Annotated in this window: 23 protein-coding genes; 13 read left to right on the top strand and 10 right to left on the bottom strand. The window is 66.4% G+C overall.

Translation table 11 applies throughout. The annotated features are described in order from the left end of the window. Nucleotides 1-29 precede the first annotated feature (29 nt). Both yccS and dbpA read right to left on the bottom strand, forming a co-directional pair. Nucleotides 30-2,225: a YccS family putative transporter gene (gene yccS, locus G4G71_RS00315; RefSeq protein ID WP_169934955.1), complete on the bottom strand. Its 2,196-nt coding sequence runs from the start codon at nucleotides 2,223-2,225 to the stop codon at nucleotides 30-32. Nucleotides 2,226-2,434: 209 nt separating this feature from the next. Then, nucleotides 2,435-3,811: an ATP-dependent RNA helicase DbpA gene (gene dbpA, locus G4G71_RS00310; protein ID WP_169934954.1), complete on the bottom strand. Its 1,377-nt coding sequence runs from the start codon at nucleotides 3,809-3,811 to the stop codon at nucleotides 2,435-2,437. Between the two features lie 323 nt (nucleotides 3,812-4,134). Here dbpA and G4G71_RS00305 point away from each other — a divergent pair, with 323 nt between their 5' ends. Further along, complete coding sequence (locus G4G71_RS00305; protein WP_169934953.1) at nucleotides 4,135-4,344, top strand: cold-shock protein; 210 nt, start codon at nucleotides 4,135-4,137, stop codon at nucleotides 4,342-4,344. 111 nt (nucleotides 4,345-4,455) lie between these two features. Then, nucleotides 4,456-4,968, top strand: coding sequence for a retropepsin-like aspartic peptidase RloA3 (gene rloA3 / locus G4G71_RS00300; protein ID WP_169934952.1), 513 nt, complete (start codon nucleotides 4,456-4,458; stop codon nucleotides 4,966-4,968). Here the strand turns inward: rloA3 and mdtD are convergent, their stop codons facing one another. After that, the gene (gene mdtD / locus G4G71_RS00295; RefSeq protein ID WP_169934951.1) at nucleotides 4,969-6,405 is read right to left on the bottom strand and encodes a multidrug transporter subunit MdtD; all 1,437 of its coding nucleotides are present in this window, start codon (nucleotides 6,403-6,405) and stop codon (nucleotides 4,969-4,971) included. 288 nt (nucleotides 6,406-6,693) lie between these two features. Between mdtD and G4G71_RS00290 the strand changes: the two genes are divergently transcribed. Both G4G71_RS00290 and G4G71_RS00285 read left to right on the top strand, forming a co-directional pair. After that, nucleotides 6,694-7,236, top strand: a complete 543-nt coding sequence (locus tag G4G71_RS00290) for a DUF2780 domain-containing protein (RefSeq protein WP_169934950.1) — start codon at nucleotides 6,694-6,696, stop codon at nucleotides 7,234-7,236. Nucleotides 7,237-7,333: 97 nt separating this feature from the next. Then, the gene (locus G4G71_RS00285) at nucleotides 7,334-7,888 is read left to right on the top strand and encodes a DUF2780 domain-containing protein (RefSeq protein WP_169934949.1); all 555 of its coding nucleotides are present in this window, start codon (nucleotides 7,334-7,336) and stop codon (nucleotides 7,886-7,888) included. 6 nt (nucleotides 7,889-7,894) lie between these two features. Here G4G71_RS00285 and G4G71_RS00280 read toward each other — a convergent pair whose 3' ends face one another. Next, nucleotides 7,895-8,794, bottom strand: a complete 900-nt coding sequence (locus G4G71_RS00280) for an acyltransferase (RefSeq protein ID WP_169934948.1) — start codon at nucleotides 8,792-8,794, stop codon at nucleotides 7,895-7,897. A gap of 134 nt (nucleotides 8,795-8,928) precedes the next feature. Between G4G71_RS00280 and rloA2 the strand changes: the two genes are divergently transcribed. From rloA2 to G4G71_RS00250, 6 genes are all read left to right on the top strand, one after another. Further along, on the top strand, nucleotides 8,929-9,465 hold the full coding sequence (rloA2, locus tag G4G71_RS00275; RefSeq protein WP_169934947.1) for a retropepsin-like aspartic peptidase RloA2: 537 nt from the start codon (nucleotides 8,929-8,931) through the stop codon (nucleotides 9,463-9,465). A gap of 65 nt (nucleotides 9,466-9,530) precedes the next feature. Beyond that, entirely contained in the window at nucleotides 9,531-10,220 is a 690-nt protein-coding gene (creB, locus tag G4G71_RS00270; RefSeq protein WP_169934946.1) for a two-component system response regulator CreB, read from the top strand. Continuing rightward, nucleotides 10,220-11,635 (top strand): two-component system sensor histidine kinase CreC, encoded by a 1,416-nt coding sequence (gene creC / locus G4G71_RS00265; RefSeq protein ID WP_169934945.1) that lies wholly within the window; start codon nucleotides 10,220-10,222, stop codon nucleotides 11,633-11,635. Before creB ends, creC begins: the two co-directional genes overlap by 1 nt. A gap of 188 nt (nucleotides 11,636-11,823) precedes the next feature. Beyond that, nucleotides 11,824-13,266: a cell envelope integrity protein CreD gene (gene creD / locus G4G71_RS00260; protein ID WP_169934944.1), complete on the top strand. Its 1,443-nt coding sequence runs from the start codon at nucleotides 11,824-11,826 to the stop codon at nucleotides 13,264-13,266. 11 nt (nucleotides 13,267-13,277) lie between these two features. Then, nucleotides 13,278-13,586: a hypothetical protein gene (locus G4G71_RS00255; RefSeq protein ID WP_169934943.1), complete on the top strand. Its 309-nt coding sequence runs from the start codon at nucleotides 13,278-13,280 to the stop codon at nucleotides 13,584-13,586. Beyond that, a complete protein-coding gene (locus G4G71_RS00250; protein ID WP_169934942.1) occupies nucleotides 13,583-13,846 on the top strand; it encodes an ABC transporter substrate-binding protein in 264 nt (87 codons plus the stop codon). The genes G4G71_RS00255 and G4G71_RS00250 overlap by 4 nt, the downstream gene beginning before the upstream one ends. 50 nt (nucleotides 13,847-13,896) lie before the next feature. Here the strand turns inward: G4G71_RS00250 and G4G71_RS00245 are convergent, their stop codons facing one another. Both G4G71_RS00245 and G4G71_RS00240 read right to left on the bottom strand, forming a co-directional pair. Beyond that, nucleotides 13,897-14,520 (bottom strand): glutathione S-transferase, encoded by a 624-nt coding sequence (locus tag G4G71_RS00245; RefSeq protein ID WP_169934941.1) that lies wholly within the window; start codon nucleotides 14,518-14,520, stop codon nucleotides 13,897-13,899. A 19-nt stretch (nucleotides 14,521-14,539) separates the two neighbouring features. Then, the gene (locus G4G71_RS00240; protein ID WP_169934940.1) at nucleotides 14,540-15,490 is read right to left on the bottom strand and encodes a Vgb family protein; all 951 of its coding nucleotides are present in this window, start codon (nucleotides 15,488-15,490) and stop codon (nucleotides 14,540-14,542) included. An 80-nt stretch (nucleotides 15,491-15,570) separates the two neighbouring features. On the opposite strand from G4G71_RS00240, the gene G4G71_RS00235 reads away from it, so the two are divergent. Continuing rightward, a complete protein-coding gene (locus G4G71_RS00235) occupies nucleotides 15,571-16,428 on the top strand; it encodes a protein phosphatase 2C domain-containing protein (protein ID WP_169934939.1) in 858 nt (285 codons plus the stop codon). 136 nt (nucleotides 16,429-16,564) lie between these two features. Here the strand turns inward: G4G71_RS00235 and G4G71_RS00230 are convergent, their stop codons facing one another. The 3 genes from G4G71_RS00230 to G4G71_RS00220 all read right to left on the bottom strand — a co-directional run bounded on the left by G4G71_RS00230 (nucleotide 16,565) and on the right by G4G71_RS00220 (nucleotide 20,632). After that, nucleotides 16,565-18,973, bottom strand: a complete 2,409-nt coding sequence (locus tag G4G71_RS00230) for a TonB-dependent siderophore receptor (protein ID WP_169934938.1) — start codon at nucleotides 18,971-18,973, stop codon at nucleotides 16,565-16,567. Between the two features lie 196 nt (nucleotides 18,974-19,169). Beyond that, entirely contained in the window at nucleotides 19,170-20,132 is a 963-nt protein-coding gene (locus G4G71_RS00225; RefSeq protein ID WP_169934937.1) for a FecR domain-containing protein, read from the bottom strand. After that, nucleotides 20,129-20,632 (bottom strand): RNA polymerase sigma factor, encoded by a 504-nt coding sequence (locus G4G71_RS00220; protein ID WP_420826034.1) that lies wholly within the window; start codon nucleotides 20,630-20,632, stop codon nucleotides 20,129-20,131. The genes G4G71_RS00225 and G4G71_RS00220 overlap by 4 nt, the downstream gene beginning before the upstream one ends. A gap of 177 nt (nucleotides 20,633-20,809) precedes the next feature. Here G4G71_RS00220 and G4G71_RS00215 point away from each other — a divergent pair, with 177 nt between their 5' ends. After that, nucleotides 20,810-21,562 (top strand): glutathione S-transferase family protein, encoded by a 753-nt coding sequence (locus G4G71_RS00215; RefSeq protein ID WP_169934935.1) that lies wholly within the window; start codon nucleotides 20,810-20,812, stop codon nucleotides 21,560-21,562. Here G4G71_RS00215 and G4G71_RS00210 read toward each other — a convergent pair whose 3' ends face one another. Next, entirely contained in the window at nucleotides 21,563-22,438 is an 876-nt protein-coding gene (locus G4G71_RS00210; RefSeq protein ID WP_169934934.1) for a LysR family transcriptional regulator, read from the bottom strand. A gap of 97 nt (nucleotides 22,439-22,535) precedes the next feature. Here G4G71_RS00210 and pcaD point away from each other — a divergent pair, with 97 nt between their 5' ends. Further along, nucleotides 22,536-23,333, top strand: a complete 798-nt coding sequence (gene pcaD / locus G4G71_RS00205; protein WP_169934933.1) for a 3-oxoadipate enol-lactonase — start codon at nucleotides 22,536-22,538, stop codon at nucleotides 23,331-23,333. Nucleotides 23,334-23,353 lie beyond the last annotated feature (20 nt).

Below are 23,353 nucleotides of genomic sequence, written 5' to 3'. Positions count from 1 at the left end.
TGGGCGTCCCCCTCGATCCTGCAAAAGCGTCAGGCGGCTTCGGTCTGCTCCGCGCCGATGTCCTTCTTCAGCAGGTGCGCCGCCAGGGTGCGCAATGGCGTGAGCTGTCGGCAGATGAGTGCCAGCTGGGTCTGCACCAGGCGGTGGGCGTCGTCCTGTTCATCGGGCAGTTCTTCCAGGCGCTTGGCCAGCGTGTCTTCCTCGTCGCTGTAGATAGCTACCGGGCGCCGCTCGTTGAGGCGCGCGGCGATGTCGTCGAGGCTGGCGGTGAGGCGCTCGGCGGCCTCGGCGATGAGGTCGTCGTTGACGTCCGGCGGCAGCTGGTTGCGGTGCGCGCCAAGGGCGGAGAGGTAGCTGAGCAGGGTGTGGGACAGCACCAGGAAGCGGAAGCCGATCTCCGCGTCCTTCCGGAAGTGGCCGGGCTCCAGCAGCATGTTCGACAGCGTGGTGGAGAGCGTCGCGTCGGCGTTGTGCGCGTTGCGCCGAGCGGTGCGGTAGGCGAGGTCGTCGCGCTTGCCGTTGGCGTACTGCTGCATGATTTCCCGCAGGTAGCGACTGTTGCAGGCCAGGGTGCCGCCGACCAGCCGGTGCAGGCTGCGCCCGTGCCAGTCGGGTAGCACCAGGAACACCGCGATGCCAGCGATCAGCGCGCCGAGCAGGGTATCGAACAGACGCGGCAGGATCAGCCCGTAGCCGTCGCCCACCTGGTTGAAGCAGAACAGCACCAGCAGGGTGATCGCCGCCGTCGCCAGGGTGTAGCGGGTACTCCGCGTGGCGAAGAAGGCGACCCCGGCCACCACCGCCAGCAGCGACTGGATCAGCGGGTTGGGGAACAGGTCGATCAGCGCCCAGCCGGCCACCAGACCGACCAGCGTGCCGAGTATCCGCTGCACCAGCCGGATGCGCGTGGCGCCGTAGTTCGGCTGGCAGACGAATACCGTGGTGAGCATGATCCAGTAACCCTGGGTTGGGTGGATCAGGTGCAGCACGCCGTAGCCGGCAGCCAGCGCCAGCGATAGGCGCAGGGCGTGGCGGAACAGCAGCGAGGTCGGCGAAATCTGCAGGCGGATGCGCTCCAGGGCATCCTTGAACGAGCGCGGCGAGCGGTCCAGCAAGGTGCTGTCCTGTTCGTCGTCCAGCGCATCGGGATTGCTCGCGCCGCTGAGCTTGCGGTCCAGCGTGGTGAGGTTGGCCGCCAGGGCGCCGAGGGAGCGCAGCAGGCCGCGCCAGGCCGGATTACCCTGCTGGCGCAGGTGTTCCAGCGAGGCGTTGAGGTCGGCGAGGGCCAGTTCGCTGTCGTTGTAGTCGAACGGTTGGCGCAGCTGGATCGCCTTCGCCAGTGCCTTGCACGCCTTGCCCTGCTGGTTGAGCAGGCGCTGGCAGCGGAACAGTACGTCGCTGTGGAAAAACGCTTCGGCCAACTGGTTGTACGGATAGTGCGAGGAGCTGGCGCGCTCGTGGACGTCCTGGGCGATGAAATAGAGCTTCAGGTAGCGGCTGATCTTCGGGCTCGGTCTGCCGTGGGAGAGCCGCGCCAGGATGGTCTCCTTGGCCTGGTTCAGCGCCACCACCACACGGCCGTTCTGCCGCGCCAGGGCCAAGCGCTGGGCCTGGACATCAAGGTGGCGCAGTGGCTCCAGCAGGGTCGACTTGATCTTCAGGTACTCGCCCAGTTCGAGGAAGAGTTTCGCCAGGCTCTGCTGCACCGGCTGGTTGGCAAACAGCGCGTTCCAGAGTACCGAGAGCAGCCCGTACCAGCCGGCGCCGGCAACCAGCAGCAGCGGTTCGCGCCAGAAGTCGGTGGGCGTACCGCCGCGCTGGTCGACGCCGATCATGGTGTAGATCGACAGGATCAGCGTCGCCGAGGCGATAGCCGCGTAGCGCTCGCCCAGGGCTCCGAGCAGCGTCATCGCGAAGGTCGAAAGCGCCAGCCCGGCGACAAAAAGGGATGGGTAGGGGAACAGCAGTTCCACCGCCAGCGAGGCGATGCTGAAGCAGGCCAGCGTCACCAGCAGCGCCTGCAGGCGGCCGAGCCAGTGATCGTCGGTTTCCGCCAGGGCGCTGGCGATGACCCCGAGGAACAGCGGGATCACCAGCTCCGGTCGGCCCTGCAGCCAGCACGCGAGCATGACCCCGCTGAGGGCAACGAATACCCGCAGGCTGTAGGCGAACTTGTCCAGCGCCCAGAGGCGCTGCAGAGACTGGAGCAGTGGGGAGGAGAACATGCGCGTGGGGGACTTCCGAATGTCTGCTGCTCAGACTAGCGGAACGCTTCGGGCACGGCTATCAGGGGGCGTAGTTAGGCTGACGCACGTCGTAGGAACGGACTCCGTCCGCGATGCCGTCCGGCGCGATGCGGGGCCAATCGCGGACGAAGTCCGCTCCTACCCAGTATGGGAACCTGTACCACGCCCCTGCCAGGTGCGCACTCAGTTCAGAGAATCCGCGCCTTGAACGAACGGCCCTTGATCTTGCCTTCGTTGAAGTGCTTCAGCGCCTGCTTGGCGACGTCACGCTCCACGGCGACGAACGCCTGGAAGTCGAAGATGGCGATCTTGCCGACCTGCGTGCCCTTGAGTCCCGCGTCGCCAGTCAGCCCGCCGAGGATATCGCCGGGGCGCAGCTTGTCCTTGCGCCCGCCGGCGATTGCCAGGGTGGTCATCGGCGGCAGCAGCGGGGCGTCGTTGGCCTTGAGGAAGTCGATGCGCTCCCAGTTCAGCGGCGCGCCCTGCAGGTCTTCGATGGCCTGGGCGCGGCCGGCTTCGGCCGGGGTCACCAGCGACAGCGCCAGGCCCTTCTCGCCGGCACGGCCGCTGCGGCCGATGCGATGCACATGGACCTGCGCATCGCGCGACAGCTCGACGTTGATCACCGCTTCCAGCGCGGCGATGTCCAGCCCGCGCGCGGCCACGTCGGTGGCCACCAGCACGCTGCAGCTGCGGTTGGCGAACATGGTCAGCACCTGGTCGCGCTCGCGCTGCTCGAGGTCACCGTGCAGGGCCAGGGCGGAGATCTTGCGGGCATTGAGCTGCTCCACCACTTCCATGCACTGCTGGCGGGTATGGCAGAAGGCGACGCAGGATTGCGGGCGGAAATGCTGGAGCAGGCGCACGACGGCATCCAGGCGCTGCTTCGAATCGATCTCGTAGAAGTGCTGTTCGATCTGGCTGTCGTCGTGCAGAGCTTCCACTTCCACGCGCTCGGGGTTCTTCAGGAACTTTGCCGCCAGTTGGCCGATGCCGTCGGGGTAGGTGGCGGAGAACAGCAGGGTCTGCCGGCGCGCCGGAGCCTGGCCGATGATGTCGGCGATGCTGTCGTAGAAACCCATGTCGAGCATGCGGTCGGCTTCGTCCAGTACCAGGGTGTTCAGGCCGTCGAGCTTCAAGGTGCCGCGACGCAGGTGTTCCTGAATCCGTCCCGGCGTACCGACCACCACGTGGGCGCCGTGCTCCAGCGAACCGATCTGCGGACCAAAGGGCGTGCCGCCGCAGAGGGTCAGCACCTTGATGTTGTCGGCGGCGCGGGCGAGGCGGCGGATCTCCTTGGCGACCTGGTCGGCCAGCTCGCGGGTCGGGCACAGCACCAGTGCCTGGCAGCCGAAATAACGTGGATTCAGCGGGCTGAGCAGACCGATGCCGAAGGCGGCGGTCTTGCCGCTACCGGTCTTGGCCTGGGCGATCAGGTCGCGGCCCTTGAGGATCGCCGGCAGGGCGGCGGCCTGGATCGGCGTCATCTCGCGGTAACCGAGAGAATCGAGGTTGGCCAGCAGGTCGGCCGACAGCGCGAGGCTGGAAAATGCAGAGGTGGTCACGAAGGGAGCCCGGGTGAATCCATATGGCCGCGCAGTGTAGCAGGAGAGCACCCTCAAAAGGGCTGAGAAGCCGATATGGCAAGGGTTTGAGGCCGCTCGTCAGAATTTCTCCAAGTGGCGATGAACGGTTTTTTCAAGAGATTCGCTTTCCGCAGATTTTTATCGTAGAGTTTCCGGACTGTGTTTGCATGGGTCGCCGTCGATCGTGACCTGATGCGGTCGGTTATTCCACCCCGTCCTGCTCGACTCCTTGTAACTCCTTGCAACTCAGTTCCTGGCCATTCGTGGCTGAATTTTTAAAAATACGTTCCAAGGAGAACACCATGTCGAATCGTCAGAACGGCACCGTCAAGTGGTTCAACGAGACCAAAGGCTACGGCTTCATTACCCCGGAAAGCGGCCCGGACGTGTTCGTACACTTCCGCGCTATCGAAGGTACCGGCTTCAAGACCCTGGCTGAAGGCCAGAAAGTCAGCTTCGAAGTCGTGCCTGGCCAGAAGGGCATGCAGGCTGAGCGCGTACAGGTGATCTAAGATCCCCTGGCGTTAGCCAAAAAGAACCCCGGGTGGAAACATCCGGGGTTTTTTATTGCCTATGTCCTTGTCGCCCATAGTGCCGCCATCGATTTTCCGGAGCCGCCATCCATGCCATCGCCCGCCTTCCGCCTGCTGCTCGCCGGTCTGCTCGTTTCGGGCAGCGCCCTTGCCGCCGACGCGCCCGCCCAGCCTACCACCTGGGGATGGGTGGAGACGCTCACGCTGATGCCCGAGCAGGCACCCCTCAAGGCGAAGCTGGATACCGGCGCGCAGACCTCGGTGATGGACGCGCGCAACATCACGCGCATCAGGAAGAACGATGAGCGCTGGGTACAGTACGACGTGATGCTGACTGACCCGGCCACCGGCAAGGAAGAGCGCCTGCCTTTCGAGCGGCGTGTCGAGCGCGTGCTCAAGTTCAAGACCGCCAGCGGCGTCGAGCGCGCTCCCGTGGTGCTGATGGACGTCTGCCTGGGCGGCAAGGTCTACCGCGAGCAGTTCACCCTGCGCGACCGCCAGACCCTGGACTACCCGGTGCTGCTGGGGCGTCGCACCCTGGAACACCTGGGGCCGGTGGACGCCTCGAAGACTCAGACCGTCGCACCGACCTGCAAGCCCTGATCAATGCTCGTCGACACCATGCTCGGGTTCGACCCGGCGTGGTGTGGTGCGGCCGTCTTCGGCGTTGAGCTGGAAGAAGATCGCCGCCGCCAGCATCGAGAGGATGCCCACGCTGAAGTAGGTCGCGTGGAAGGCCGACAGCACGTCACCCTGTACGCTTTCCTGATCGCCCGTAAACCCGCCCAGCAGCGCTGCCGCGCAGGCGATGCCCATGCCGATGGACAACTGCATGACCACCGAGAGCAGGCTGTTGCCGGCGCTGGCGTTGTCGTCGCGCAGATCGATCAGGGTCAGGGTGTTCATCGCAGTGAACTGCAGCGAGTTGATCCCGCCCAGCACTGCCAACTGCACCAGCAGCAGCGCGTAAGGGGTGTCCTGGTCGACCAGACCGAGGCTGGCGATCATCGCGCCCAGCAGCAACGTGTTGCTGACCAGCAATTTGCGGTAGCCGAACAGGTCCAGCAGCGGTCGCGCCAGCGACTTGATGACCATGGCCGCCAGGGCCATCGGGATCATGGTCATGCCCGCACGCGATGGCGAGAAGCCCAGGCCGATCTGCAGCAGCAGCGGTGTGAGGAAGGGCAGGGAGCCGCTGCCCAGGCGCGCGAACAGGTTGCCCAGTACGCCCACGGCGAAGGTGCGCGTGGCGAACAGCGACGGTGGGAACAGCGGTGCTTCGATGCGCAGCGCACGCAGCCAGTAAGCCGCCAGCAGCACCAGCCCGCCTACCAGCAACAGGACCACGCGTACGTGGGGCATGTGCAGTTCGCCCAGGCCTTCGAGAGCGATGGTGATCAGCACCATGGCGCCACCGAACAGCAGGAAGCCGATCGAGTCGAAACGTGTCGCGCGAACGCCGTGCAGGTCGGGCATCAGGCGCAGGGCGACGATGAAGCCCACCAGCCCGACCGGCAGGTTGATCAGGAAGATCCAGTGCCAGCTGGCGTATTCCACCAGCCAGCCGCCCATGGTCGGGCCGGCCAGCGGGCCGAGCAGGCCGGGAATGGTGACGAAGCTGAGGATGCGTACCAGCTCCGTGCGAGGGTACACGCGCAGGATCACCAGGCGTCCCACCGGCATCATCAGGGCGCCGCCGATACCCTGCACCACCCGTGCGCCGACCAGCGTGCCGAGGCTGGGCGAGAGCGCACAGAGCAGCGAGCCGAAGCTGAACAGGAAGATCGCGAAGAGGAACACCCGGCGCGTACCGAAACGGTCGGAAATCCAGCCCGAAGAGGGAATCAGCAGCGCCACGGTGAGCAGGTAGGCGATCACCACGCCCTGCATGCGCAGAGGGTCCTCCTCCAGCGAGCGGGCCATGCTCGGCAGGGCGGTGTTGAGGATGGTGCCATCCAGGGCCTGCATGAAGAAGGCGATGGCCACCAGCCAGGGCAACAGGCGGGCCACGCGGGGCGTGAGGAGGAAGGGTTCGCTCATGGTCGGTCCGTCGGGCGGGAATGGCTCTAGCTTAGGGAATCTTTGGTGCTCGCGGGGAAAAACGCCGCGGCCGGGGCGTGATGATTCTCCGATGGACCCTTGCGCAATGATTGTACGAATGGCCTTTCGTCGCGACGACATGAAGGAGTTCCCCGCCGGGCCTGCAGATGGGCGCTCGTTGGCGACACTGTGACCGAGCCGTGCTTTGTCCCTTGGGGCCGTCCATGGCGGAACAACGGCTCCGGCACCCGGTCGATATGGCGTCCGGTACACCCCCAGGAGACAGCGATGTCCGTCAAACCCCGTGTCACCCTCGCACTGGCCGCCCTGCTGGCGGCTTCCTCAGCCTTTGCCTTCAACCTGGGCGATGCCGCCAAGGCGGTATCCGGCACGACCGGCGCCGATACCTCGCGGGTCGCCTCCACCCCGCAGACCAGCGGCCTGCTCAACGCCCTGACCGGCCAGCTCGGTGTCAGCGACGAACAGGCCCTCGGCGGTACCGGCGCCCTGCTGGGCCTGGCGAAGAACAAGCTCAGCACTGCCGACTATTCGCAGCTGGCGAAGACCGTCCCTGGCCTCGACAAGCTCACCGGCAGCAACGCCCTGGGTGGCCTGGGCGGGCAGCTCGGCAATCTTGGCGGCGGCGCTTCCAGCGGCCTGTTGGGCAACGTCAGCAGCATGGGCGACGTGAGCAAGGCCTTCGGTGCGCTGGGCATGGACCAGGACATGACCGGCAAATTCTCCAGCGTGCTGCTGGATTACCTCGGCAAGCAGGGCGCCAACAGCAACCTGCTCGGCACCCTGGGCAGCCTCTGGGGCACCGGCGCCTGATATCCGCCGGCCGGCGCGGAACCGCCGCGCCGGGCACCGGTCCTATCGACGATCCGGCCCCGACCTGGGGCCGGACATCCGTTTTCCGGAGCCGTCGATGCCCACCCGTTCCGCCGTCTTCCTGGTCGCCGCCTGGCTGGTCGCGTCCCCTGTGTTCGCCGCTACCTTCACCGACACCAGCGAGCCCGCCGCTGAAACCCAGGGCGTGCCGCCGGCTGCCAACGCACTGCTGGGCAACCTCACCCGGCAACTGGGCGTCAGCGAGCAGCAGGCCATCGGTGGCACGGGCGCCTTGCTGGGGCTGGCGATGAACAGCCTGAAGGAAACCGACACGGCGCAATTGCAGAAATCCCTGCCGAATCTCGACCAGCTCGCCGGCAACAGTACGCTGGGCGACCTGGGCGGGGCGCTGGGTGGTTTCGGCGGGCTGGGCAACGCCGCGGCGCTGCTGGGCGGAATCAACAACCTGCAGGACGTCGACCAGATCTTCGGCGTGCTGGGGATGGACCAGTCGATGATCGGCCGCTTCGCCGGGGTGATCCTCGACTACTTCACCGAACAGGGCCTGAGCAGCCAGCTGCTGGGTACGCTCGGCGGACTCTGGGGGACCCCGCTGAAGCCGGCTGCGCCGGTCGCCGGGCGAGGCGCGTAACGGGCGTCAGAACTCCTGGCGCAACTGCTCGATGCGCTGGTCCTTCTGCTCCCACAACTGCGACACCCAGTTCTGCACGTACTGGCGGAATTCCGGATCGTTCTCGTAATCGCCCTGCCACAGCGCGGGGTCGATCTCGCGCGCCTGGATGTCCACGATCACCCGCGGCACGCGTCCACAGAGCAGGTCCCAGAAGCCTGGTCGCGGGCCTTTCGGGTAGACCAGGGTGACGTCCAGTAGCGTATCGAGCTGTTCGCCCAGGGCCGCCAGCACGAAGGCCACGCCGCCGGCCTTGGGGCGCAGCAGGTTTTGGTAGGGCGATTGCTGCTTGGCCTGCTTGACCGGGGTGAAGCGCGTGCCTTCGAGGTAGTTCACCACGGTCACCGGCATGCGCTTGAACTTCTCGCAGGCCGCCTTGGTGATCTCCAGGTCCTTGCCCTTGAGTTCCGGGTGCTTCTCCAGGAAGGCCTTGCTGTAGCGCTTCATGAAGGGATAGTCGAGCGCCCAGAAGGCCAGGCCGAGGAAGGGCACCCAGATCAGTTCCTTCTTGAGGAAGAACTTGAAGTAGGGCGTCTTGCGGTTGAAGGCCTGCACCAGCGCCGGGATGTCGACCCAGGACTGGTGGTTACTGATCACCAGATAGGAAGTGTCGCCGCGCAACTGGGCGGAGCCACGGATGTCCCACACGGTCGGGGTCAGCAGGGCGAAGATGGCCTTGTCGATCTCCGCCCAGGTCTCGGCGATCCACATCACGCCGCGTGAGCAGGCATCCTTCGCCGCTTGTCCGGGAACGATGAGCTTGAGCAGGGCGATCAGCAGCATCGGGCCGATCAGGATCAGGGTGTTGAGCAACAGCAGGAGGCCGGCGATGATTCCGGCCAGCGCTTGCAGAGGGCGTGCCCGCATAGGTTCCTTTCCTTGTGCGACGGTGGCGCGGCCATGATACGCAGACAATTCCTTCGGCCCAAGCCGGGCAGGTATGGCGAACCAATGGTCGTCGTGCTAGTCCTATGCGACGTAATCCACCCCGGAGATTCCGCGTGAAACGCGCCCTCGCCCTGCTTTCCCTGCCGACCCTCATAGCGCTGGCCCTGCCCGGCCTCGCCCATGCCGCTGAGACCAAGCTCTATGGCCGCTACGAGTGGGTCAGCCTGCCCGAGCTCGACCAGACCCTGCAGGCCAAGATGGACACCGGCGCCTACACCTCCTCGCTGTCGGCCAAGGACATCCAGATCTTCCAGCGCGACGGCGAGGACTGGGTGCGCTTCAAGCTGGCCACCAAGGATGGCGGCGACTCGGTGTACGAACACAAGCTGGCGCGCATCTCCAAGATCAAGAACCGCTCGGACGGCGCCGGCGAGGATGAAGAGGAAGAGTCCAGCCCCGGCCTCAGCCAGCGCCCGGTGATCGAACTGCCGGTGTGCCTGGGCGGTGACCAGCGCACCATCGAGGTCAACCTCACCGACCGCAGCCACTTCAACTACCCCTTCCTGATGGGCGCCAAGGGCCTGCGCAAGTTCCACGTCGCGGTGGACGCGGGCGAGCGCTTCGTCGCCGGCAAGCCGGACTGCTCCTGATCCTCGATTGACGCGGCGCGGGGCTTGGTGGACCCTTCCGGGACTTTCCCGGGAATCGGAATCCCATGCCCCACATCCTCATCGTCGAAGATGAAGCCGCCATCGCCGACACGCTGCTCTATGCCCTGCAGGCCGAAGGTTTCGAAACGACCTGGCTGAACCTCGCCGGCCCCGCCCTCGAGCGCCTGCAGCGCGACGCCTTCGACCTGGTCATCCTCGACGTCGGGCTGCCGGATATCAGCGGCTTCGAAGCCTGCAAACAACTGCGTCGCTTCTCCGAGGTGCCGGTGATCTTCCTCACCGCGCGCAACGCCGAGATCGACCGCGTGGTCGGCCTGGAAATCGGTGCCGACGACTACGTCGTCAAACCCTTCAGCCCGCGCGAAGTCGCCGCGCGGGTGAAGGCCATCCTCAAGCGCACGGCACCGCGTGAAGCGCCTGCCCCCGCGGTGATCGGCAATGGCCCGTTCGAGGTGGACGAGGAGCGCTTCCAGATCCGCTACCACGGCCAGTCACTGAGCCTGACCCGCCACGAATTCCGTCTGCTGCAGACGCTGCTGGCGCGTCCCGAACGGGTGTTCAGCCGCGAGCAGTTGCTCGATGCCCTGGGCGTCGCCGCCGAGGCCGGCTACGAGCGCAACGTCGACAGCCACATCAAGAGCCTGCGCGCCAAGCTGCGCCAGGTCGCCCCCGTCGCCGAACCGATCCAGACCCACCGCGGCCTGGGCTACAGCTACGCGCCGGACAAGAGCTGATGCGCCTGTCGCTGCGGATCTTCCTGGTCTACTTCTTCTTCGTCGGGCTGACCGGCTGGTTCGTGCTGCGCACGGTCATGGATGAAATCCGCCCCGGCGTGCGCCAGTCCAGCGAAGAGACGCTGGTGGACACGGCCAACCTGCTGGCCGAGATTCTCCAGGCCGACGTGAAGCGCGGCACCCTCGACCAGAGCCGCCTGCCCGAGATGCTTCGCGCCTATGGCGCGCGCAGTCCGCAGGCGGATATCTGGGGCGTGAACAAGACCGCGGTGAACCACCGCATCTACGTGACCGACGCGCGCGGCATCGTCCTGCTGGATTCCCTCGGCCAGGCCGTGGGCCAGGACTACTCGCGCTGGAACGACGTCTACCTGACCCTGCGCGGCCAGTACGGCGCGCGTTCCAGCCGCGAGTCGGCGGACGACCCGGAATCCTCGGTGATGTATGTCGCCGCGCCGATCCGCGATGGCGAGAAGATCATCGGCGTGGTTTCGGTCTCCAAGCCCAACCGCACGTTGCAGCCCTATATCGACCGTTCGCAACGGCGCCTCGCATGGCTCGGTGCGGGGCTGATCGTGCTCGGCCTGCTGGTCGGCGCGGGGCTGTCCTGGTGGCTGAGCCGCTCGCTGGATCGCCTCACCCGCTACGCCCAGGCCGTCAGCGAAGGGCGCCGCGCGGAGCTGCCGCGTTATCGCGGGGGCGAGATGGCGCAGCTGGCCGGCGCCGTGGAGCGCATGCGTGTGCAACTGGAGGGCAAGGATTACGTCGAGCGCTACGTGCACACCCTGACCCACGAACTGAAGAGCCCGCTGGCGGCGATCCGCGGCGCGGCGGAACTGCTCGAAGGCGAGATGCCCGCCGAGCAGCGAGCGCGCTTCGTCGGCAATATCGCCGGGGAAAGCGAGCGCCTGCAGCAACTGATTGAGCGCCTGCTGAGCCTGGCACAGGTGGAGCAGCGCCAGGGACTGGAGGAGCGCGTACCGGTGGCCTTGCATGAGCTGGCGAGCGAGCTGATCGACGAGCGTATGGCGCGGGTGCAGGGCGTGCAGCTGGAGAACGCCATCCCGTCGCAGGCGACGGTACACGGCGAGCGCTTCCTGCTGCGCCAGGCGCTGGGCAACCTGCTGGACAACGCGCTGGATTTCACGCCGGCGGGTGGCGTCATTCGCTTCGATGCGCAGCCCGATGGCGAAGGTTGGCGCGTCGAGTTGTTCAACCAGGGCGAGGCGATTCCCGAGTTCGCCCTGCCGCGATTGACCGAGCGCTTCTACTCCCTGCCGCGGCCGGCGAGTGGCCGCAAGAGCACCGGGCTGGGGCTCAATTTCGTCGCGGAAGTGGCGACCTTGCATGGCGGCGAGCTGAGCGTGGAGAACGTCGACGGCGGCGTCCGCGCGACTCTGTTCTTGCCTATGTAGGACCGAGGGGGACGCCCAGTCCTTGCTCGCGAACAACCCCCGCTGTGGGGCTCAGGTTCGCGAGCAAGCTCGCTCCTACGAAAAGCCATAGCCACACAATCCCCACAGACTCTCCACATTCCGCCCCGAGCGCCGCCACGTGCGAACCCCAAGCTCTCTCCGTCGTCCACCCACGGAGAAAGCCTTCGATGAACCGCCAACTCGGCATCAAGCTCGGCGCCATCGCGCTGTTGATCGTCCTCCTGCTGATACCCCTGCTAATGATCGACGGCCTCGTCGACGAGCGTCAGAACTACCGCGACGAGGTCCTGCAGGACATCGCCCGCAGCGCCAGCTACAGCCAGCAGCTCACCGGCCCGCTGGTGGTCGTGCCCTACACCCGCACCATTCGCGCCTGGCGCCTGGACAAGGCCAGCCAGCAGCGCGTATTGCAGGAGCGCGAGGTGCGCGGGCGGCTGTACTTCCTGCCGGAAGTCTTCAGCCTCGATGGGCAGATGCGCACCGAACTGCGCCATCGCGGCATCTACGAGGCGCGCCTGTTCCATGCCGACAGCCAGATCGGCGGCAGCTTCGTCCTGCCGGCCAACTACGGCATCACCAGTGATCTCACCAGTTACCGTTTCGATGAGCCGCTGCTGGCGGTAGGCATCAGCGATGTGCGCGGCATCGAGAACGCGCCGAAGCTGAAGATCGGCGACGAACTGCGCGACTTCCAGCCCGGCACCCAGAGCCAGTTCCTCGGCAACGGCGTGCATGCGCTGCTGCCGTTCAAGGCCAGCGACCGCGAGCAGCGCTTCGACTACGCCTTCGAGCTTTCGCTGCTGGGCAGCAGCCGCCTGGACATCACCCCTGTGGGCCGCGACAGCCAGGTCAACCTGGTCTCGGACTGGCCGCACCCCAGCTTCGGCGGCGAGTTCCTGCCCATCGAGCGCAGTGTCAGCGACCAGGGTTTCAGCGCCCGCTGGCGCACCAGTTTCTTCGCCACCAATCTGGAGGACCAACTGCGTGCATGCACCGCGCCGGCCCAGGTCGATGTGGCTCGCGCGGTCGGTGCGGATGATCCAGATACCTCTGGCGCCAGCACCGCCGAGTGCAGCCAGTTCGGTGAGCATCGCTTCGGCGTGGCGCTGGTGGACCCGGTGGACCAGTACCTGAAGACCGACCGCGCGGTGAAGTACGCGCTGCTGTTCATCGTCCTCACCTTCGCTGGCTTCTTCCTCTTCGAAGTGCTTAAGCGCCTGTCGGTGCACCCGATCCAGTACGCGCTGGTGGGCATGGCGCTGGCGCTGTTCTACCTGCTCCTGCTGTCGCTCTCCGAGCACCTCGGCTTCGAGCTGGCGTACCTGCTGTCCGCTGGCGCCTGTGTCGGGCTGATCGGTTTCTACCTCTGCCACGTGTTGCACAGCCTGTGGCGCGGCGCCGGTTTCAGCCTGGGGCTCGCCGGGCTCTACGGGATGCTCTACGCGCTGCTCAGCGCCGAAGACTATGCATTGCTGATGGGCTCGCTGCTGCTGTTCGGTGTGCTCGGTGGCGTGATGGTGCTGACTCGCCGGCTGGACTGGTATGGCATCGGCAAGCCCCGTGGCGATGACCTGGAATTTTCCCTGGACGATGTGCGCGTACAGCGCTGAGGAGAGTCGTGATGACCAACGTGATGCGCTTTTCCCTGTGCCTGTTCGCCGGCCTGCTGGTCAGTGGTCTGTGCCTGCCAGTGCTGATGCTCATCGGCCGCTTCGACTGGATCGCCCTGCTGGTGGCCAGCGGCAAACCGCTGGCCCACATCGCCCTGCTGCTGCCGGGCGATTGGTGGGAGTTGCTCACCGGCGTCGAGGATGCGGCGAACAATCCCCACGTGCGCTCCTTCCTGGAGATGTGTGTGGGAGTCGCCCAGCTCGGCCTGCTGCTGGCGCTGCCGATCTATCGCTTCGGCCGCCAGGAGCAGCAGTCATGAGTGCGTGGGCAGGGCTGCGCGAGGAGCGCGAGGTGGGGCGGCGGCTGGCGCGGCGTATCGCCGGGTTGTTCGAGCAGGGGATGGGGCGGAGGGAAATGCGTGATGAGCGTTTTCAGCGGCGGGTCGTGCGGCACAGCCAGCCGATGATGAAGACCTGGCGCAGCCGTCTTCCCCTAACCCCAACCCTCTCCCGAGGGGAGAGGGGGCTGGGCGGTGCGGGCTGGCAGGTCTGGAGCATGCCGGCCCACACTCTGAGCTGAGTACCCTGGCCCTCGTAGGATGGGTGGAGCGCAGCGATACCCATCGTCAGTCAGCCCGGCACGGTCGCCTGCATCGACGGCCGCTGGCTGACTTCGGCGAACCACTTCGCCAGCTGCGGATGGTCCGCGCGCCAATCCCAGTGCGGCTGGCGGAAGTCCAGATAGCCCAGCGCGCAGGCGACGCCGATCGCGGCGATGTCGAAGCGCTCGGCCAGCTCGGGGTGGGCCGGGCCGTCGAAATAGGCGAGGGTGCGGACGATCTTCAGCTGTTGGTTGTCGAGCCATTTGTCCCAGTGTTTCTCCTGGGGGCGCATGGCGGTTTCGTAGCGAATCAGCACGGCGGCATCCAGCACTGCGTCGGCCAATGAGGCGAGGCTCAGGCGGCGCCAGCGTGCCGCGCCGTCGCGGGGAATCAGCGGCTCGCCGGCGTGCTGCTGGTCGAGGTATTCGAGGATCACCCGGCTGTCATGCAGGGTCTGGCCGTCGGCCAGGCGCAGGGCAGGAATCTTCCCGGCGGGGTTGTCCTGCAGCACGCCGGCGTCCGGCGCGATGGGTGTGTGGACGGCGGCGTACAGCTCCACGGAATCGGCCTGGCCGGTCTCGTGCAGCAGGACCATGACCTTGCGCACGAAGGGCGACGCGGCGGCGTGGAACAGGACGGGGCGGGTACTCATCGATGACTCCTGGGTGGGTTCAATCTTGAATGACGACCAGGCGGTCGGTGCCGGATTCGGCACCCCACACCTCGCCGGGCCGGCCGAGCAGCTGACGCACGTTGGCGTGTTCGTGGTCGCTCGGGTAGGTGGTGAATTTCTCGCTCTGCGGATCGAAGCGCAGCAGGGCATTGGCGGCGAAATCGCTCAGCCAGACCTGGTCCATGGCATCGACGTAGACCGCGTAGGGCTGCGGATGATCGCCCGGCAGCTTCCAGGTTTTCCACTGGTTGTCGCTGGGGTCGAAGCGCGCCAGGCTTCCGGCGTTCCACTGGCTGATCCACAGCCGCCCCACGGAGTCGGCCCACAGGCGACGCGGGCCGCTGTCGTTGCCGGGGGCGTCGAAGGTGGTGGCGTTATCGGCAATATCGTCGACCTGGCCGATGTAGTTGCCCGCGAGGGACGCGTACCAGACGCCTCCATCCGGAGTCACGGCGATGCCGTACGGGCCTTTGCCGCGCGGAGCCGGCCAGACTTTCAGGTCGCGGCTGTCCGGGTCGAGTCGACCGTAGAAGCCATTCTGCCCGGTGAACCACAGCACGCCGTCGTCATCGAATACCGCAGTGTTGAGATTGGCGTTGGCCGCTTCCTTGGGCAATGGGATGACTTCCACGCCCAGACGCTGCGCGTCCACGTGGACGATGGCGTTGAGGCCACTGTCGGTGATCCAGGCGTCGCCGTTGGCGTCGGCGATCACGCCGTGGGGGCTGGAGCCCTTGCCGAGACTGATCTGCTCGCTCTGCCCGGTCTGCGGATCGAGCCGGCCAAGCACGCCGAGCTTCTGCGCGGTGTACCAGACCTTGCCGTCCTCGGTGGGCGCCACGTCGTGCGGGCCGGAGCCCTTGGGCAGGTCGAAGTACTTCACTTGCGTGGCGTGGGCGCCGGTGGCCAGCAACAGGCCGGCGAGCAGCAACGGCAGGACTCGAAACATGGGGCTCTCCTTGGCAGAGTCCGGAAGGTGATGAGACTGTACGCCGGTCAGTGTGGCCGACGAAACGAAGGAGAGCGGTTGTGACGACGATTTCCGTATTGGGGGCGGCGTGCCGCCAGGGCTCGCCGGTGAATGACGATGCCATCGGCTATACCGCCACGGCGGCCTGGGTGCTGGACGGGGCGACCAGTCTCGGGCAGGGGCTGGTGGGCGGCGAGAGCGATGCGCGCTGGCTGGCGCAGAGCGCCAATGCCCACCTCCAGCGCCTGCTGGAGGAGCAGCCGTACCGGCCGACTCAAGACCTGCTGGTGCAATTGCAGGCGGGCATCGCTGTGGATTTCCAGCGTGATTCCGGCGTGGCCGTGAGTCTTGATCTGAACCTGCCCACCGCCTGCCTGAGCCTGCTGCGGGTGCTGGGCGATGGTTCGCTGGAGCTGCTCAATCTCTGCGACACCTGCATCCACCTGGCGTGGGATGACGGGCATGTGGAGAGCTTCGGCGACACCCCGCTGGAAGAGATCGACCGCCAGTCGGTGCAGCGCCTGCTGGCGCTGCGCGAGGCAAACCCGGATTGGTCCCATGCGCAGCTGTGGCAGGCCAGTCGCGAGTGGGTACGGCGCAACCGGGCGCTGGCGAACACCCCGCAAGGCTATTGGTGCCTCGATCCGAGCGAGCGCTGGATTGCGCATGTGCAGCGCCGGGTGCTCGACCCTTCGGGTCTGAAGGCGTTCATGCTGGTGACCGATGGATTCGACCGGCTGCTGGATTTCCGTCGCTACGACCTGGATTCGCTGTTCGCGGCGCTGCCCGAACGTGGCGTCGAAGCGCTGATCGACGAATTGCGCGCGCTGGAAAGCGCCGATGGCCAGGCGCTGGACTATCCGCGCCTGAAGATCCACGACGATGCGAGTGTGGTCTGGGGAGCCGTGCGGCGCTGAGCAGGTGGGCATTGCGTAGGAGCGGACTCTGTCCGCGATAGGTCCGCCTCGCGCCGGAGGCCATCGCGGACGGAGCCCGCTCCTACGTTCCCCTAAACATCGAAGCGGCCCGCGTTGCGCGGGCCGCCGGTTCCGGTCAGAACTTGTAGTTGACGCTGGCCACCACGTTGCGACGGTCGCCGTAGTAGCAGTAGAAGCCGTCGCAGGTGGAGATGTATTCCTTGTCGAATACGTTGTTGGCGTTCAGCGCGACGTTCAGGCCGTTGAGGCTGTTGTCCAGGCGGCCGAGGTCATAGTGCACCGCGGCGTCGTAGACGGTGTAGGAGCCGGTGTCGCCGTCAGACTTGTCGCGCACGTAGCCCATGCTGCCGATGGCGATGTTATGGGTCTCGCCGACGTAGCGGGTGCCGAAGCCCAGGCCAAAGCCGTCGAGCAGGCCGTCATGCCAGGTGTAGTCGGCCCACAGCGAGGCCTGGTTTTCCGGGGTGAGCGGCAGCGGACGGTTCTTGTCCAGCGGGTTGGCGACCTTGGTCATCTTGCTGTTGGCGTAGGTGTAGGCGGCGGTCACCTTGAGGTTCTCGGTGACGTTGCCCACCGCTTCCAGCTCGAAGCCACGCACCTGCGCTTCGCCCACCGGGCGGCTGATGAAGTCGCTGCCGGTGAGGACAATGTTCTTGCGGGTCAGGTCGTAGACGGCAGCGCTGAGCATCAGGTCGGTGCCCACCGGCTGGTATTTCACGCCCAGCTCGTACTGCTTGCCGGTGCTCGGCTCGAAGGCCGCGCCGGCGGCGCCGCCCGCTTCGGTCTGGAACGACTCGGCATAGGACACGTAGGGCGCCACGCCATTCTCGAACACGTAGCTGAGGGCTGCGTTGCCGCTGAACTGGCTGTCGCGACGGGTATCGGTGGCGCCGCCGGCGTTGTAGAACTTCGAGCCGGTGTGGGCCCAGTCCTGGCGGCCGCCCAGGGTCAGGCGCCAGTTGTCGAGGGCTATCTGGTCCTGCGCGTAGAGGCCGGTGTCGCGCATCTTCTGGTTGTAATCGTTGTACGCGGTGAAGGCGACGTTGCTGAAGTCCTGCCCGTAGATCGGCTTGTTGATATTGCTGGTCGACGCCGCGCCATACAGCCACTTGTAGTTGGTGTTGGCGCGCTGGTGATCCAGGCCCAGCAGCAGGGTGTGCTTGAGCGGGCCGGTGGAGAAGTCCGCCTGGAGGTTGTTGTCGATGGCGAACTGGCTGATGTCTTCATTCACCACGTTGGCGCCGCGGGCCAGGGTGCCGTCGTCGCTGACCGAGGTCGCGCTGCCGCCGGCGGTGATGCCCTGGAAGGACAGGTCGCTCTTGGTGTAGCGCAGGTTCTGACGGAACTGCCAGACGTCGTTGATGCGGTGCTCGAAGGCGTAACCCAGGGCGTAATAGGTCTTGTCGTAGAACTCCCACTCGGGGTCGCCCAGGTTCTTGTGGTACTTCACCTCGCCCGCCGGGGTGGACAGCTTGGTGCCCTGCAGCGGCAGGAACTGGCTGGTGATGCCGGTATCGTCGCGGTTGAACTGCGAGAGGAAGGTCAGCTTGGTGTCTTCGTCGAAGTTCCAGGTCAGGCTCGGCGCGATGTTGTAGCGCTTGTTGTCGACGTGCTCGATCTGCGTGTTGCTGTCGCGGACCACACCGCTGACGCGGTAGAGCAGGTTGCCGGCGTCGTCGACCTTGCCGGTGCTGTCGAAGGAAATCTGCTTGTGCTCGTAGCTGCCGACCTGCAGCTGCACTTCATGGCTGCTTTCAGCTTCCGGACGGCGGCTGGTCATGTCCAGCAGGCCGCCGGGCGGGGTCTGGCCGTACAGCGAAGACGCCGGGCCGCGCAGCAGGGCGACGCGTTCCAGGTCCCAGGTTTCCAGCTTGGGCATCACGTAGGAGCCCTTGGGCAGCGGCAGGCCGTCGAGGAACTGGGTCGGCTCGAAGCCGCGTACCTTCAGCCATTCGGCGCGGGTATCGTTGCCGTAGCTGCTGGCGATCACGCCGGGCATGTAGCGCACCGCGTCGTCCAGGCTCTGTACGTTGCGGTCCTGCATCTGCTCGCGGGTGGCGACGGAGATGGAGCGCGGGGCTTCCAGCAGCGGGGTGTCGGTCTTGGTGCCGGCGCGGGTGCGGGTGGCGAGGTAGCCGACGGTCGGGCCGTCCGGGTCTTCCTGGGTACCGCTGATGGTGGTGGCGGACATCGACAGGGTGTCGCTGGGCACCGGGCGCAGGCTGTAGCTGCCCGATTCGCTTTCCACCAGCTCCAGCCCGGTGCCCTGCAGCGCCTGGCGCAGTGCGCTGGCGGCATCGAAGCGGCCCTGCACGGCATGCGCGCTGCGGCCCTGGGCCAGTGCCGGGTCGAGGCTCAGGCTCAGGCCACCTTCGGCGGCGATGCGGTTGAGGGTGCTGGCCAGCGGGCCGGCGGGCAGTTGGTAATCACGCACGGCGTCGGCGGCGAGGGCCGAGGAGGTTGCCAGCAGAATGGCGGTGGCCAGCAGACAAGGGCGAAGCGAAAGCTCGAACGGGCGGCGCATTGAAAACGACTCCTGAATGAAAACGTTTCTCGATGCCTCCTTGCCGGACGAGAATCAAAAAGTGATAGGGCTGGGTGAAAAAAATTCGGCCTTCTGCTTAGGCGGGGTTTTTGTAGGAGCGGACTTCGTCCGCGATAGGTCCGCATCGCGTCGGAGGCCATCGCGGACAGAGTCCGCTCCTACGGGGCGTTTGCGTTCAGCCGCGCGGTACCACGCGCGACCACCAGGGGCCGTGCTTCTCGATACGCACCGGCAGCGTCGGCTCCAGCGAGCTCAGCGCCAGGTCGATGTTCTTCAGCGGGAAGCTGCCGGTGATGCGCAGGTCCGCCAGCGCCGGGTCCACCGCCAGGTAGCCGGGGCTGTAGCGAGCCAGTTGGTCGATCAGCTCGCTCAGGCGCACGTTGTCCACCACCAGCATGCCGTGGGTCCAGGCATCGGCAGTGGCACTGTTGGCCTCCACTGTGCCGAAGCCGTTGGCGCGCACACGTACCTGCTGGCCCTGGTTGATCACGCGCTCGTCCGGCAGTTGTTCGGGGCGCGCGGCCACGGCGGACTGCAGGACGCTGAGCAAGGTGCTGTCGCCTTCGTCGCGCTCCACCAGGAAGCGCGTGCCGAGGGCACGCAGGCGGCCCTCGTCGGTTTCGACGATGAACGGACGGCTGTCGCCGTGGGCGGTCTCCACCAGGATCTCGCCGCTGAGCAGCACGATGCGGCGCTGCTGGGCGTCGAAGCGCACGTCGACGGCGGTGCGGCTGTTGAGCTTGAGCAGGGTGTTGTCCGGCAGGCGCAGTTCGCGCTGCTCGCCGGTGGCGGTTACCAGGTCGGAGAAGACGTAGCGTACCGGCGTATAGCGATTGCCTACGCCTAGCGCGAGCGCGCCGAGCAGCAGCAGCGACAGCCCGGTGCCGGCCAGCCGGCGGACCTTGCGCCGCGACTCGCCGGGCGAGCGCAGCAAGGCATTGCGTGCGGCCTTGGGGGCGGCGCCGGCAAGGCTGCGGTCGAGCATGCCCAACTGGCTCCAGGCGCGGGCATGTTCGCTGTGGGCGGAATGCCAGCGAGCGAAGGCAGCTTCATCGTCCGGGCGCGACTCCCCGGAGCCCAGGCGCAGCTGCCAGCTGATCGCCTCGTCCAGCACCTGCAGGGAAACCGGTCCCTTCACGTCGGCTCGCCGTACAAGGCGATGTAGCACTGGCGCAGGCCCTGGGCGATGTACTGGCGCACCCGCGGCACGGAAACGCCCAGTTGTTCGGCGATCTCGGCGTGGCCCAGGCCATCCAGGCGGTTGAGCAGGAAGGCGCTGCGCGCGCGGGTGGACAGCTTGCCCAGCAGGCGGTCGATCTCGCGCAGGTCGGCGAGGATCAGGCAGTGTTCCTCGGCCGAGGGCTGCACGGCTTCGGGCAGGAACTTCAGCTCTTCCAGGTAGGCCTGCTCCAGCGCCACGCGGCGCCAGTGATCCACCAGCAGGCCCTTGGCGACGGTGACCAGGAAGGCGCGCGGTTCGCGCAGGAAAGGCAGCTCGCGACGGCCGAGCACGCGGACGAAGGTGTCCTGGCTCAGGTCTTCGGCGCGCTGCGGACAGCCCAGGTTGCGGTTCAGCCAGGCAGTCAGCCAGTCGCGGTGATCGCGATACAAGGCGCCAACGAGTTCGCCGCTACCCATCTGGATGGCCGACAAGCTACTCCCCCAATGACCCGAATGGGATCAAGTTCAAAAACGATAACTATTCGCAAATGATCGCAAAGTGCAGTCACGCGCGCAATTGGCGCCCGTCGGCTTTTGTCTGCCGTTCGCGGCACGATCTACAATCGGGCGCCTATTCCTATAAGAAAAACAGCCATGTCCGACCCCGTACTCATCATCGGCTCCTACCTGTCCCCCTATGTGCGCAAAGCGCTGGTCCTGCTGGAAATGAAGGGCGTGGACTACCGCATCGATTCCGTCGTGCCCTTTTACGGCAACGCCGAGTTCGAGCGCCTCAGCCCGCTGCGCCAGGTGCCGGTGCTGGTGGACGGAGAACTGGTGCTCAACGACTCCTCGGTGATCTGCCAGTACCTGGAAGATCGTTATCCACAGCCTGCGCTCTACCCGACGGATATCACCCAGCGCGCCCGCGCGCGCTGGATCGAGGAGTTCGCCGACAGCCGCATGGGCCAGGTGGTGATCTGGCAGCTGTTCGACCAACTGGTGATCGGCCGTGGCGTCTGGGGCCGCGAGCCGGATGCGGCGGTGCTGGAGAAGACCTATCAGCAGGACCTGCCAGCGGTCCTTGACTATCTGGAAGCACAGTTGCCGGCGAGCGGCTGGCTATTCGGCGAGCTGTCCATCGCTGACATCAGCGTTGCCTGCTTCATGCGCAACGCGCAGTTCGCCCGCTACCAGCTCGACGCCCAGCGCTGGCCAAAACTGGCGGCGATGCTGGAAGTGGCCTTCGCCCTGCCGGCATTCGAAAAACTCCACCCGTTCGAGCGCGCCATTGCCCGCACGCCGATCCTGCAGCAGCGCGAGGTGCTGATCGCAGCGGGCGCGCCAGTCAGCGAGGTCAGCCACCTGCGCGAGCAGCCTGTGCGCGGGCCAATGAGTCGCAGCTGATCAGCCTGCCTGCAAGAAGCTCCAGAGCCGTTGCGCGACCGGGCCGTGGGCACGGTCGCGGCGGCGCGCGGCGACCAGTTCCTCGCGGCGGCCGGGCAGCTGTGCTCCGCGGAGGTCGCGCAGGCGGCCGTCGGCGAGTTCCTCTTCTATCAGGTGACGTGGCAGGTGGCCCCAGGCCAGGCCGTACAGCACCAGCTCTTTCTTCATCGCCTGGTCCGGCACGCTGCATTGCGGCGCGCCATCCAGGGTGAAGAACTCTACTGGCGGCGAGTGCCGGGCGCTGTCACGCATGACGCACTGGGTGAGCGGGCGTAGGTGTTCCGGGCCGGGGCTCGCCATTTCCGGCAGGAGCGCCGGGGCGATGACCGGGATGAAATCCACGGCGCCCAGGTCCAGCCATTCCAGGCGCGGATCGGCCTTGTCGACGCGATGCAGGATCAGGTCCGCCTCATCATCCAGTAGCCGCTCCAGCGGGCCGCTGACGCTTTCGAAGTACAGCTGCAGCCGTGTCTGCGGTTCACCGGAGAAGAAACGCGCCAATCGCTCCAGCAGGGTAGGGCGCGGGCAGAAGTCGCCGAGCACCACGCGCAATTCGCTTTCCTCTCCGGCGGCCAGGTGCGTGGCGTGGTCGCGCAGGCTGCCCAGCTCGCGCAACAAGCCCTGGGCGCGGCGATGGAAGGATTGGCCGGAGGCGGTCAGGGTGACGCGGTAGCCGCTGCGATCCAGCAGCGCGAAACCGAGCTGCCGCTCCAGCCGGGCGACGGCGGCGAACACCGCGGGGTGCGAACGGTGCAGTTGCTGCGCCGCCGCCTGGAAGCCGCCCGCCGTGGCCACCGCGTCGAAGCATTGCAGGTCGTGCAGGGTGAAATCGTGCATGTCAGCTTTCCTGACAGTCTTGGTCAGATCTTTGTAATTTCTTCGGAATGCCGCGGCAACTACCTTCGTCTGCACCTTCACTGACGGAGACGCTCCCATGAGCCCGCTGCATTACCTGACGACCCGCGACAACGCGCGTATTGCCTACCGCCTGGATGGCTCCGCCGGCTTGCCGTTGCTGGTGCTGTCCAACTCCATCGGCACCGACCTGCACATGTGGGACGGCCAGATTGCCGCGCTGAGCGAGCACTTCCGCGTGCTGCGTTACGACGCTCGCGGCCATGGTGCTTCCAGCGTGCCGCCGGGGCCGTATTCGCTGGCGCAGCTGGGCGAAGACGTCATCGAATTGCTGGACGCACTGGGTGTGCAACGTGCGCATTTTCTCGGCTTGTCGCTCGGTGGCTTCGTCGGCCAATGGCTGGCGTTGAACGCGCCGCAACGCATCGAACGGTTGGTGCTGGCGAACACCTCCGCCTGGCTGGGGTCGCAGGCTCAGTGGGATGCGCGCATCGCCGAAGTGCTGGAGGCGGAAGATATGCGGGGCACCGCCGCGACCTTCCTTGGCAACTGGTTCCCGGCGACCTGGCTGGCGCAAGGCCGCCCGGAGGTGGAGCCGTTCCGCGCGACGCTGCTAGCGACCAACCGGCACGGGCTGGCCGGTTCCTTCGCCGCCGTGCAGGAAACCGATCTGCGCGCGGCCTTGCGGGACGTCCGTCTGCCCACTCTGGTGATTGCTGGCCAGTTCGACACCGTCACCGCCGCCAGCCACGGGGAGCTGATCGCCGAAGCGATCCCCGGTGCTTGTCTGCTCAGGCTACCGGCCGTGCATTTATCGAACATCGAGTTTCCCCGCGAGTTCGAAGGCGCGGTGCTGGACTTCCTGCTGGCTCGCTGAATGAACAAGGCCGCCCGAAG

The organism is Pseudomonas multiresinivorans, from assembly GCF_012971725.1.
GTDB lineage: Bacteria > Pseudomonadota > Gammaproteobacteria > Pseudomonadales > Pseudomonadaceae > Pseudomonas > Pseudomonas multiresinivorans.
Note: the sequence above shows the minus strand (reverse complement) of the source record. Positions and strands in the feature narration are given on the sequence as shown.